8 protein-coding genes are annotated in these 12715 nt (G+C 44.0%); all 8 read left to right on the top strand.

Going from position 1 to position 12715, the window contains the following annotated elements:
- Nucleotides 1-968, top strand: a 968-nt coding sequence (locus QZY09_RS04275; protein WP_295668567.1) for a RagB/SusD family nutrient uptake outer membrane protein, incomplete at its 5' end; no start/stop codon positions are given.
- A gap of 66 nt (nucleotides 969-1034) precedes the next feature.
- Complete coding sequence (locus QZY09_RS04280) at nucleotides 1035-2537, top strand: right-handed parallel beta-helix repeat-containing protein (protein WP_295668569.1); 1503 nt, start codon at nucleotides 1035-1037, stop codon at nucleotides 2535-2537.
- A 9-nt stretch (nucleotides 2538-2546) separates the two neighbouring features.
- Nucleotides 2547-4346 (top strand): hypothetical protein, encoded by a 1800-nt coding sequence (locus QZY09_RS04285; RefSeq protein WP_295668572.1) that lies wholly within the window; start codon nucleotides 2547-2549, stop codon nucleotides 4344-4346.
- Between the two features lie 37 nt (nucleotides 4347-4383).
- Entirely contained in the window at nucleotides 4384-7209 is a 2826-nt protein-coding gene (locus tag QZY09_RS04290) for a beta-galactosidase (RefSeq protein ID WP_295668575.1), read from the top strand.
- Nucleotides 7206-9281 (top strand): beta-galactosidase, encoded by a 2076-nt coding sequence (locus QZY09_RS04295; RefSeq protein WP_295668578.1) that lies wholly within the window; start codon nucleotides 7206-7208, stop codon nucleotides 9279-9281. Before QZY09_RS04290 ends, QZY09_RS04295 begins: the two co-directional genes overlap by 4 nt.
- 7 nt (nucleotides 9282-9288) lie before the next feature.
- Nucleotides 9289-10263 carry a glycoside hydrolase family 43 protein gene (locus QZY09_RS04300; protein ID WP_295668582.1) on the top strand — a complete coding sequence of 325 codons (975 nt, stop codon included), beginning with the start codon at nucleotides 9289-9291 and terminating at the stop codon, nucleotides 10261-10263.
- Between the two features lie 10 nt (nucleotides 10264-10273).
- Nucleotides 10274-11797 carry an SGNH/GDSL hydrolase family protein gene (locus QZY09_RS04305; RefSeq protein ID WP_295668586.1) on the top strand — a complete coding sequence of 508 codons (1524 nt, stop codon included), beginning with the start codon at nucleotides 10274-10276 and terminating at the stop codon, nucleotides 11795-11797.
- A gap of 335 nt (nucleotides 11798-12132) precedes the next feature.
- Nucleotides 12133-12715, top strand: a 583-nt coding sequence (locus tag QZY09_RS04310) for a DUF4238 domain-containing protein (protein WP_295668589.1), incomplete at its 3' end; no start/stop codon positions are given.

Genomic DNA, 12715 nt, shown 5'->3' on the forward strand with positions numbered 1-12715 from the left:
ATGTGGGTACGGAGAATAACTCAGAATCGGTTTTACAGATAAACTTTTCAGTTGATGATTCCAGTTTGCCTAATAACTCGAATTTGGGCGAAACAGGTGTATCGCCGGTAGGTTATGGCAGCTTTGCCGATGTAACCTATGGTTATTGGAAACAGCCATCATTTAGTTTGGTAAATGCCTTCAAAACCGATGCTAATGGATTGCCTTTAATGGATGCAGGCGGTAATGACCTGTCGAACACTGATAATATGAAAAATGATGATGGCATACCATCGGCCACAGCATTCGTTCCTTACCAGGGCAATGTTGACCCACGCCTTGACTGGACAGTAGGCCGCCGTGGGGTGCCTTACCTTGACTGGGGTGTTGATGCCGGCCAGGATTGGGTAGCGGACCAATCGTTTGGTGGGCCTTACCTTAACATAAAAAATATGTTTACAAGTGCCGAGCAAGGTGTTGGTTTTGGTGGTATAATATCTGAATATTACTATGTGGGCAACAGTGCCGTTAACTACAATATTATTCGCTATGCCGATGTATTATTGTGGGCTGCAGAAGCTGAAGTTGAAGTAGGTTCACTTGATCAGGCCCGTACTTATGTGAATATGGTAAGGCAAAGGGCATTATCAGGTAGCCAGGTACCAATTGATAATACAAGCGGTTCGCCATCGGCAAACTATAAGATCGGGTTATATACTGCATTTGCTGACCAAAACTTTGCCCGTAATGCAGTGCGTTATGAAAGAAGGCTGGAGTTTGGGATGGAAGGTCATCGATTCTTTGACCTTGTGCGCTGGGGAATTGCTGATACTTATTTGAATTCTTTCCTGCAAACGGAAAAAACTCGCAACGTTGGCAGCGTTTTAAGCAGTGCTTCGTTTACAAAAAATAAGAACGAATACTTCCCGATCCCACAACAAGAAATAATATTGGACCCGCATTTGAAACAAAACCCGGGTTATAATTAATATATAATACCAGGAGTGATGATAACTGCCAAGGTCATCATCACTCTTTTAATACATCCATATAAAATGAACATTAAAAACGCTAAGTTTTTTTGTTGTGCTGTTCTGATCGCCGTATCAATAAGTATAAAAAGCTTTGCCCAAAAAGCCGTACCCCATTCTTACTACTTAGATACCACCGGGAACGACAATAATACAGGTACAAAAACATCTCCTTTTAAAACCATACAAAAGATAAGCAGCATTCATCTTAACCCCAGCGATGCCATCAATTTTAAGGCGGGCCAAACCTTCAACGGCGAGTTAAAAATAGCTGAAGGTATTAAAGGGAATAAGCTTCATCCTATTAGTATCCGCTCATACGGTAACGGGAGGGCAATAATTAATGCTGATAGCATTTCAGCCATAAGCCTGTTTAAAACGGCTTATATATCAGTAAGTAATTTAATATTAAAAGGAGCAGGCCGAAAAACCGGCAACCATAAACCCGGCCTTGATGTTGCTTACAGCGACCATATTAGCATAAATAATGTGGATATAAGCGGGTTTCAAAAAGCTGGATTATCCGTTTACATTTCCTCGTTCGTAATCGCAAAAAATATTAATGCGCATGATAATGGTTATGCAGGCATTTCGCTGTTGGGCACCTACGGACATAAAAATGTAAGCGATGTTAAACTCATCAACTGCCGCGCAGAGAATAACCCCGGCGACCCTACTGAATTAGATAATCACAGCGGGAACGGCATAGTAGCCGGTTTCTGCAAAAATATACTTATTGACGGTTGCACGGCAAACAACAACGGCTGGGACATGCCGCGGATAGGCAACGGCCCAGTTGGCATATGGGCCTATGAAGCTGATAATGTAATTATTCAACATTGCCTGGCCTATGAGAACAAAACCCATGCCCATGCCGATGACGGGGGCGGGTTCGATTTTGATGGTGGGGTTACTAATTCTATCATACAGTATTGCGTATCCTATGGCAACCAGGGGGCAGGCTATTGCCTGTTCCAGTATGCAGGCGCCGGACCGTGGCATCATAACATCGTGCGATATAATATAGGTGAGAACGATGGTACTGTATCGCCTGCGCAGGCAGGCATCTATGTTTGGAACAGTTCATACGACCCTAAACAGTTTTACGATTGTGATTTTTATAGCAATATCATCTACAACTCAAAACGCGCGGCGCTAAGCTTTGCCAATCCGAACGCAAACCAGGATTTCCATTACCACGATAACATATTTGTGGCAGCTGATAACCTTATTATAGGCCGCGATTCGCTCAATCTTAGCGAATATACCGGCAACGATTGGTGGAGCATAAAAAGCGGGTTTAATATTGATGGAACAAAAGAGTTAAAAGCCTGGGCAACCAAAACCGGGAAGGAGATGAAGGACGGTAAAATAACCGGCTTAAACATCTTCCCTAAGTTTAAGTCGCCCGGAATGGCGCATATAACATCGGCTTCGCAAATACCGGCTTTTATAAAAAGCCATTATGAGTTAGCCGATCCGAAGTTAAGGGCCAAACTCAAACTATTACAATTACCATCTAACTAAAATAAAAATATGAAACGCAGGGATTTTATGGCCGGTGCAATTGGGTTAGGTATTGCTATGCACCCTTTTGTACGCGCATGGAGTAAACCGCTGGAGGCGGGAGAATTAAAACTATACGGCCCTGCAAAACCGGTATTTGTGTACAACAACTGGTCGGCGTATGACGAGCTTTCGGACAATGTACCCCAAACCGAAGAACTGGCTATGAACGAACTGGCGCAGATGGTACGCCTGAAGAAACAAGGCTTTGAGTTCGATTATTACGTAATGGATGCCTTTTGGTTTGAACTGTGGGGCGGCTATCGTACCTGGAACAAAAAGCATTGGCCAAATGGCCCCGGCAACTGGCTGACAGGCTGCAAAAAGCACAATATTAAGCCGGGTATGTGGTTCTCCACAAATCTTATAGCCACGCACGACGGCCGTTTTTTGGAGGTAATTGATGAATGGAAAAATTCATTAGGCACCGACCCCAATATTATGTGCCTGTTTGATGGCGGCTACTTGAACCATTTGGCCGGTACGCTGCAAATATGGTACGATAAAGGTGTGCGCCTGTTCAAATTCGACTTTGCCTATTTTGAAGCGGTAACACCCGCTATGAAGGATAAGTACACCAAAGAGCAGGTTATAGAAAAGAATAAAGTGGCTTTTATGAATATGCTACAAAACTTCCGCAAACATAACCCGGATGTTGTGATAACCGGCTATAATGGCTTTGGCGGCAACATGGAAAATACTTACACGCCATTTAATGATACACCCAAGATAGACCCGCGCTGGCTCGATACATTCGATACGTTGTATTGCGGCGATCCACGTTTTTCGGATGTGCCCATGATGAATATCTGGCGTTCACAGGATAATTATTCCGACCACCAGGTTAGCGCTTATCATGCTTATGGGATGCCGATACGGCGCATCGACAACTGCGCGTTTATGATAGGCAAAACGGGTACCTGCTACTATCGTGCCCTACATTGCTGGAAAGGCATGGCCATACTGGAATTTGCCCGCGGCGGCTGGATGAATGTTTTCCACGGTAATTTGGAATTGCTGAGCGATGAAGATGCAAAATGGTTCGCCAAAGTGCAGTCGTTGTATCATCCTTTGCAACGACTGGATAAGGCGGTTACTTTCGGTTCTATCCCCGGTAAGGGCAAGGCATATGGCTTTAAGTCAGCAGGATTGACCGGCTCCGTTTGTACGATAGTAAATCCATCTCAAAGCATAGTTACTATAGAACTGCCCGTAAGCAGTATGCGCTCGAAAATATTATATGCCGATGGTGGTTTTAAACCAACTGCAAAAGGCAATAAACTAACCATAGGAGCAGAGCAATTAGTAGTAGTAGGCTTCGATGGTTATGCCGATAATAAATATGATATAGGTGTTGATGAAACCATAAACATCCCCACAGCTATTGATAAAATAGAAACGACATTTACCTCAACAGGCAAAAACGTGGTAGAAGGAAAAGTAAATGTTGCGGCCGGGAAGAATGTACGTGTTATTATGCAGCAGTTAGACGCTTATGGTTACCCGCACCGCTCATGGCCCGGCTCGCCGCCGGATGGTAAAAAGGTGAGCGATGTAATACACATCAGCGCCTGGCAGGATGATGAGGAGATACCGCTGCATATTGAGTATAATAAAGTAATATGGAGCGGCCTGTCATGGGCGGCAGGCGAGGTGAAGAAAGGCTCGTTTGACCCGGAAAAACCGATATTGATAAAGTGCAGTACCGATGAGAAAGACGAACTTAAGCTTGTGGCGGATGTTTATGCGGTTAGTTACGCATCGGCATAATTAACCTGTATATTTAATATAATTTTAAACCTGTTTAATGAAACGTTCCGGCTTTATACTCACTATACTGTCCCTGCTGGCTATCCACGCAAACGCACAAAAAATATACTCCATCGATGCATCCAAAGTTTCGCCTGATGTTAAGTCGGGCTACTTTAAAATGGGAAATCCCGGCCCGGCTGGTAAGCAATTGCAGGTTAATAGCCGCTATCTAACCCTTAATGGTGTACCACAAATACCCGTAATGGGCGAGCTGCAATTTTCGCGCATGGCGCAGGACCGTTGGGAAGATGAAATATTAAAAATGAAAGCTTGTGGCGTAAATATCATCGCTACCTATGTGTTCTGGAACCACCACGAGGAAATTGAGGGACAGTTCGACTGGCAGGGCAATAAGGACCTGCGTAGCTTTGTAAAACTTTGCCAAAAGCTTGGTGTATTGGTTTACCCGCGTATTGGCCCCTGGGCGCACGGCGAGGCCCGCAATGGCGGCACACCCGACTGGTTACTGCGCAAAAAGTATTTGAACGACCGCTCACTTGACCCGGTTTATGACCAATATGTCGACCGTTATTTTAAACAAATTGGCTTGCAATTAAAGGGCCTGATGTACAAAGATGGCGGCCCGATAGTAGGTGTACAGTTAGAGAATGAGTACTGGCACGGCAAACAAGGCGAGCCTTACATTATGTGGCTAAAGCAAACCGCCCTGAAATACGGTATTGATGTGCCGTTATATACCGTTACCGGCTGGGGTGATGGCTCTGTGCCGAAGAATGAAGTGATACCCATGTGGGGAGGTTATCCCGATGAATCATGGGACCCTGATATTAACCGCATAACAGGTTGCGATAACTACCATTTCAGCTCGTTTAGGGGCGATACTACTATTGGTAACGCGCAGGTAAAAAGCAAGGACGGCTATGATTATAGCCTCGACCCCTATTTTACGGTTGAAATGGGCGTGGGTATATTCAATTCTATACAGCGCAGGCCGGTATTGGGCAGGATAGATGGCTTGGGGATGATACAGGCACGGATAGGCTCTGGTGGTAATTTATTGGGTTACTATATTTTCGCGGGTGGCTCAAACCCGTTGGGCATATACAGTACTAACCAGGAAGACAAGGACGAAACAGGTTCGTGGAGCGAATTATCGCCAATATCCTACGATTTCCAGGCAGCTATAAAAGAGAATGGCTTGCTGGCGCCATCGTACTGGGAAGTGAAGAAGTTTGACTATTTCTTAAACGAATTTGGCCCGCAACTGGCGCCAATGGAACCCGTATTTGAGCCCAAAACTGATGAAGAACTGCAATATTCAGTAAGGGCTAAGGATAACAGCGGCTTCCTGTTCGGCATAAACTATTGCCGTAATAACCGGGTATCAGAAAAGAAGCAGGTGAGTTTCAAAGTTAAATTGAAAGATGAAACCATCTCGTTTCCATCCAAACCGGTAAATATCCCCGATAGCAGCCTCTTCATCTGGCCGTTGAATTTGGATATGGACGGCACGAAATTGATTTATGCCACTGCCCAGCCATTATTTAAAACTGATGACCTATCGCAATGGATATTTATAGAAGATGCCGCTAAATACCCGGAAGTTTGTTTGGATGCGTCGGATATTCAAAATGTAACTTCGGCAAATGGGAATGTAGCAAAAAATGATGGACGTTATTTGGTAACTGACTTAAAGCCCGGCACCGATTGTGTTATTTCAATCACCAAAAGTAATGGCAAAGAGCAGAAATTGATCGTGCTTTCAAAGCGGGAGGGCAGGGAAGCCTGGATATTGACTGGCGTGGCCGGTAAAAAATCATTCTTCATTTCACGTGCAGGTTTATATATGAAGGATAATGAACTGCATGCCGCCGATACCGTCGCCAATATTCAGGTTAAAATGCTGGCCAACGCCGGAACTTATATCACCTCCAATGAAAGCAATTTTGCTTCGGGTAAGCCGTATGGCGTATTCAATACATACTTTATTAAATTCACCCCAAAAAATATCCCATGCACCTTAAAACCAAAAAGCCCTTTAGCTGATGCCGACTGGCTGGTAACGGGGGTAAAATCCATCGACCCGAGTACATTGCTTTACCATAAGGAATTCCAAAAAGAGTTTAGCTCGGATGATCCGGCGAATGTTAAATCGGCCAAGCTGATCGTTTACCCGGAGTCGGATTGCCGTTTCAGGGTAAATGAGAAGTGGGTAAATCAACCAATAACGCCGGGCGTGCTTAATGTGATTGATATAACGGGCTATGTAAATAAAGGCGACAATGTTTTACTGGCTGATTTCCCTTATGTGAAAGGCGATAAGGCATTTGCCGCCAAAGTGGTAATAGAATATTTCAATACCAATCGTACCGAATTTTCATCCGATACCTCATGGTTAAGTACCGATTTGTATTATTACCCGGCTACGTATGGCACTAAACCCGTGTTCCCGCTTGGTTTAGGAAAACCGCAGATGACTACTGCGCACAATATAGCCGCAAATGCAGCCATGCAAGGTGTAAAGGAATGGACAGTTCCGGTACCTTGCGATTACCTGGATGGGTTGAATAACCTGTACCTTGCTGTAAAGTACAAAGGCGACAGGATATCTGTCCGTTCAAACAATAAATTGATAGCCGACGACCTGAATAATAATACCGAATGGGTGATGAACCTGAAACGCGACGGTAGTCAACTGGAGTGCCGCGATCTGCAGCTGGAGATACAGCCCTGGAAAAACATTGATAAAATATATTTCGATATAGCCCCCGCAAAAACGGATGAAGGCGTATCGGCCATACAAAGCATAAGGTTTGTACCTGAGTATAAAGCCATATTAAGCATTAACAATAAACAATGAAAAAGGCGCTCGTTTTAATTTCTTTCATGTTTGCCGGTAACGCTTTGTTTGCCCAGTTAAAGCTGGATAAGATATTGTATGGCGCTGCTTATTACTACGAATATAACCCTACAGAACGGCTCGATAAGGATGTGCAAATGATGCAGGACTGCGGTATAAATGTAGTGCGCATAGCCGAATCCACCTGGGCGTTGTGGGAACCGCAGGACGGGCAGTTTGATTTCTCCAAACTCGACCGCGTTTTGAATGCCATGAATAAGGCAGGTATAAAAGTTATTGTAGGTACGCCAACCTACGCCGTACCCAACTGGCTGGCAAAAGAACATCCCGAAGTATTGGCTACTACAACCAACGGCCAAAATAAATATGGCGCAAGGCAAAACATGGATATTGTAGATACCACGTTCAGGTTTTATGCCGAAAGGATCATCAGCAAATTGGTGGAGCACGTAAAGGATAACCCGGCAGTGATTGGTTTTCAGGCTGATAACGAAACAAAATCTTATGGCAATGTTGGGCCGACCATTAACACGGAGTTTGTGGATTATCTGAAAGCAAAGTTTGTTACGGTTGATAAGCTAAATGCCGCATTCGGATTAAATTATTGGAGCAATACGGTGAATAACTGGGCCGATTTTCCGCCTGTAGCCGGCAATATAAACGCCAGTGTAGGTGCTGAGTTTTCAAAGTTCCAGCGGAAAGTGGTAACGGATTACCTGGCCTGGCAGGTTGCTATTATTAAAAAATATAAACGCCCTGACCAATTCGTTACCCAAAATTTTGATCTCGACTGGCGCGGTTATTCCTTTGGTGTGCAGCAGGACGTAGACCTTTTTGCTGCTGCAAAAGCTTTTGACGTTGCAGGCATAGATATTTATCACCCCACCGCCGACAGGCTTACCGGCCGGGAAATAGCCTATGGCGGCGACATAACCCGCTCCATGAAACAAAATAATTACCTGGTTATGGAAACACAAGCGCAAAGCATGGCAGGTAACCAGGAACTTCCTTATCCCGGTCAGCTAAGGCTACAGGCTTACAGTCATTTGGCATCAGGGGCGGATATGGTGGAGTATTGGCACTGGTCGTCGATACATAACAGTGTTGAAACTTATTGGAAGGGAATCCTGAGCCATGATTATGAACCCAACCCAACCTACTACGAAGTAAAGAAAACAGCCGCAGAGTTCAATAAAATAGGCAGCCACCTCATCAACCTGAAAAAGACAAACAAGGTAGCCCTGCTTATCAGCAATGAATCGCTAACGGCTATCAACTGGTTCCCGATAAGTGACCGAATAAATTATAACGATGTGCTGCGCGATATGTATGATGCTTTGTATAATGATAATGTAGAATGCGATATGGTATCGCCGGAGAGCACTAATATCGAACAATACAGCCTGCTCATTGTACCGCCTTTGTACAACGCTTCCGATAGTTTATTACAGCACCTAAATAGTTATGTAAAAAATGGCGGCCATATTGTCTACGCCTTTAAAAGCGGTTTTAGCAATGAATACAACCAGGTACGCAGTACAAGGATGCCCGGTTTGTTGCGCGATGCCTGTGGGTTCAGCTACCAGCAATTTACCAATATCGATAAGCTGCCGTTAAAGGATGACCCTTACAAATTAGGCGCGGCTGATAACTATGTATCAGACTGGGCCGAGCTACTTACCCCCGAAACCTGCAAAGTACTCGCCTGGTACGATCATTCGTATTGGGGCAAATATGCCGCCATCACCAAAAATAATTATGGCAAAGGCTCTGTGCTATATTTTGGCGCATTGCCATCAAAAGCCATGATGCAAAAGCTATTACTGGATGAGGTAAAAGATGCAGGTCTAAGTAACGACGATCAGCAATTAAGCTTCCCTATAATTGTAAAAAGCGGCGTGAACCAATACCATAAAGCCGTCCATTATTACTTTAATTATTCCGGCGAAGCCAAAGAAATAGCCTATCCCCACAATACCGCAACCAACCTGATAAACGGTAATAAAGTTGAAAAAGATGGAAAAATATTACTTGAGCCTTGGGGTTTGGCGGTGCTTGAAGAAACAAAATAATTATTTTATGAGAAGAATATTTTTTATCGCCCTTTGTTTTGCCTGTTTAGCAAGCTTCAGTTCGTCGGCCCAAACACCCAAAAATTGGCTCGACACTAAAGGCCACGTCATAAATGCGCATGGCGCAGGTGTGTTATATTATAATGGCACCTATTATTTATTCGGCGAAATAAAAAAGGGAAATACCTGGCGCGTGCCTAACCAGGACTGGGAGGATTACCGCGTACCCGCAGGCGGCGTTTCATGCTACTCATCAAAAGATTTTCAGCACTGGAAATATGAAGGTGTAGCGCTGTCGCCCGTAAAAGGCCAACCTGATGGCGACCTTGATACAGGCAGGGTGATCGAACGCCCCAAAGTGATCTACAATGCCAAAACCCGCAAATTTGTAATGTGGATGCACGTGGATAAAAAAGATTATTCCTACTCGCAGGCGGGCGTGGCGGTGAGCGATAGCCCTGTTGGGCCATACAAATATATCCGAAGCGTTAAGCCAAACGGGAATATGGCACGGGATATGACCGTATTTAAGGATGATGACGGCAAAGCCTATCTTGTATTTTCATCGGACAATAATAATACTATGGATATATGTTTATTAAGCGATGATTATTTATCGCCGACAAAAACCCATGTGCCTACACTGGTAAACCGCAGACGCGAGGCACCGGCTGTATTTAAAAGCAATGGCAAATATTATTTGATAAGCTCATCGTGCACCGGCTGGTCGCCAAACGCGGCTACTTATGCCGTGGCCGATAAAATGCTTGGCACCTGGAAAGAATATGGTAACCCCTGCACAGGCCCTGGTGCCGACAGTACATTCAGCGCCCAAAGCACTTATGTACAATGGATAAAAGGCAAAGGCTTTTTATTTATGGCCGATATATGGAATAAAACTGATCTCGAAAAATCGACCTATATCTGGCTGCCGCTAAAGGTTACCAATGGCGGGGTAATGATCAATAACCCGGTTAAATAACTGTGAGAATATGAACATCGGAAAAATTATAGCTGTTGTTGCTGTATCGGCATTATTGGCAACAAATTTACACGCCCAAACCAATGTAGGGTTTGAGAATGGTTTTTCCGGCTGGCAAACATCCGGCAAAAACATAAGCATTGACAATAGTAACGCCCGCAACGGTAAAAGCTGCGTTAAAATGGGGCCGGGATATGCGGTGCTATCACAGCATGTGCCTACTGTTCCGCTGGCTGTTATACAATTTACGGGCTATGTTAAAGTAAGCGATACATTAACCAAAGCATATTCATTCGTCCGGTTTTTTAACGCGCAGCACAAGCAACTGCTGGAATACAAAAGCGGCGCGCTCAAAAAGATAACCTACGACCAAACCGGTAATTATACGCTGGCCCCGCCCTTTACCGCCTACATGGAAATTGGCATAGCCACCGATGCGCAAAACAAAGGCAATGTTTATGTAGATGATTTCGACATCCAAAACAACGTTGGCGCCCCAAAAGTGTATCGCGCGCCAACCTGTAATCTTGATCAATACATGCGCCCGTTTTGGAAAGGCGATACCGTTTACAATGAAACCGTATTGCTTTATTCGGCCGGCGGTAAACCTGCCATTGGCAAACTGCTGTACATGCCCTCAAAAATATTATCAGTCAAAAAATTTGACCTATATACTACCTATAAATCCGGTGTTGATTATAAAGTAGATGGCAATGTAATTGAAAGATTAGAAGGTTCATCAATGCCCTTTAAGGCTGATACCTCGTTCGACAGGAAAACCGACCTGGCATGGTACAATACACAATCGCAGTGGGTGGTGGTTACTTATATTCACAATGATAAATGGAGCGGTCCCATTCCTCAGTATAAAGGTAATAGGATGCCGCGTACAATTGCCAAACTTAGGGCTAAACAGCCGTTAAAGATAGCCGCTTATGGCATGAGTATTACAAGGGGCATGGATGTTAGCGGTTATGATGATGTGCCGCCGTATATGCCTACTTATGTGTCGCTATTTACGGAGCAATTGAAAAAAGATTACCGCTACAAAGATATCCAGCTTTATAATGCGGGTTTGCCCGGTTCGGTGGTGGATTGGGGTGCGCAGTATGCCGATGAATACATTAGCGCGTTAAAACCCGACCTGGTGATATTGGATTTTGGCATGAACGATTTTTGGCGATACAAGCCTGATCAGTTCAAAGGCTATATACAAACCATCATGCAAAAGGTAAAAGCCAAGTGCCCTAAAGTGGAGTTTATATTATTATCGAACATGAAATTTGATCCCGACTATGTGCTGGATAGCGATAAAAATAAAGTCTGGTATTTAACTAACATGGTAGGTTATAGTCACGTTTTGAAGCAGCTGGAAACTTTGGGAGCTGTGAACCTGAACATGACTGAAATAAGCGATGTCATTTATCATAAAAAGAAGGCAAAGGATTGCATTGCAAATCCGCTACACCCTAATGATTACATAGCACGCTGGTATGCACAAGGATTAACAGCTTTGCTTTTTGATCTTAAATAATTAATTGTATCAAGGTACAATAAATGATTTGGTTTTTTTGAAGTAGATCATCAGGAATAATAGTAGAGATTTTTTTTAATTACACGTATTATAGACCAATATGATTAGCGATAAATTTGTGATAGGGGTGGACTACGGGTCCGATTCTGTCCGTTCAACCACATAAATCGGTGCTCCAAAGCGTCCGGAACAACCTGATCAAGCCTCACGGAATGTCTATTTTAAGTGAATGAATTGAATTAATTATTTCACCTGCGCCGGTGAGGCCTGTTAAATGTAGCTACATCGATTTTGCTGAATACCCGCACTTTTTTAATTTTATTTATTGATCGATAATGGCAAAGCATCACTATATTCCGGAATTTTACCTCAAGGGTTTTACTAACGACCAGGGAAAGTTTCTGATTTATAAAGTCGCAGATGAGCGGTTCAAAGGTGGCGGCAAGTTTTTTTCGCCCGCAAGTCACTTTTTCATACCAGATGACAACTTCGCTCCAGCTGATGGTTGGGCAGATGATTATTTGGAGAAGATCTATAGTGAAAATGAATCTCGGTTCGCTCGCATCCTTAACAAGATTAAAGCGGTTGACCAGGGTTTCGGTCTGAACAACGAAGATGTGATTTGGTTAAATTATTTCGCCGGAGAATTGTTCTGGCGGGTGCCCTCGCAGCGGGACATTTTAAATTCGACGACCAGCCTTCATCAATTGAATGAACTTGGCGTGGCGGTCATTGATAGAAAAACAATGGGGCAGGTGCAGCCTGATGAATTTGAGCAGTGGGTTAAAGATGATCCATTCATTTTTAAAAGGCTTCGGAATGTTGTTCCGGCAACCAACTATTGGAATTTGCAAGATTGCAAATGGCCGTGTACGGTTAAAACATTTACACATCCCTTTCCGGCGATATGTAGTGATA

This window comes from uncultured Mucilaginibacter sp. (assembly GCF_903913935.1).
GTDB lineage: Bacteria > Bacteroidota > Bacteroidia > Sphingobacteriales > Sphingobacteriaceae > Mucilaginibacter.

Bases quoted from the DNA above. Each gene is read 5' to 3' on its own strand.
- QZY09_RS04295 (WP_295668578.1), top strand. From the start codon at position 7,206: ATGAAAAAGGCGCTCGTTTTAATTTCTTTCATGTTTGCCGGTAACGCT.
- QZY09_RS04305 (WP_295668586.1), top strand. From the start codon at position 10,274: ATGAACATCGGAAAAATTATAGCTGTTGTTGCTGTATCGGCATTATTG.
- QZY09_RS04280 (WP_295668569.1), top strand. From the start codon at position 1,035: ATGAACATTAAAAACGCTAAGTTTTTTTGTTGTGCTGTTCTGATCGCC.
- QZY09_RS04290 (WP_295668575.1), top strand. From the start codon at position 4,384: ATGAAACGTTCCGGCTTTATACTCACTATACTGTCCCTGCTGGCTATC.
- QZY09_RS04285 (WP_295668572.1), top strand. From the start codon at position 2,547: ATGAAACGCAGGGATTTTATGGCCGGTGCAATTGGGTTAGGTATTGCT.
- QZY09_RS04300 (WP_295668582.1), top strand. From the start codon at position 9,289: ATGAGAAGAATATTTTTTATCGCCCTTTGTTTTGCCTGTTTAGCAAGC.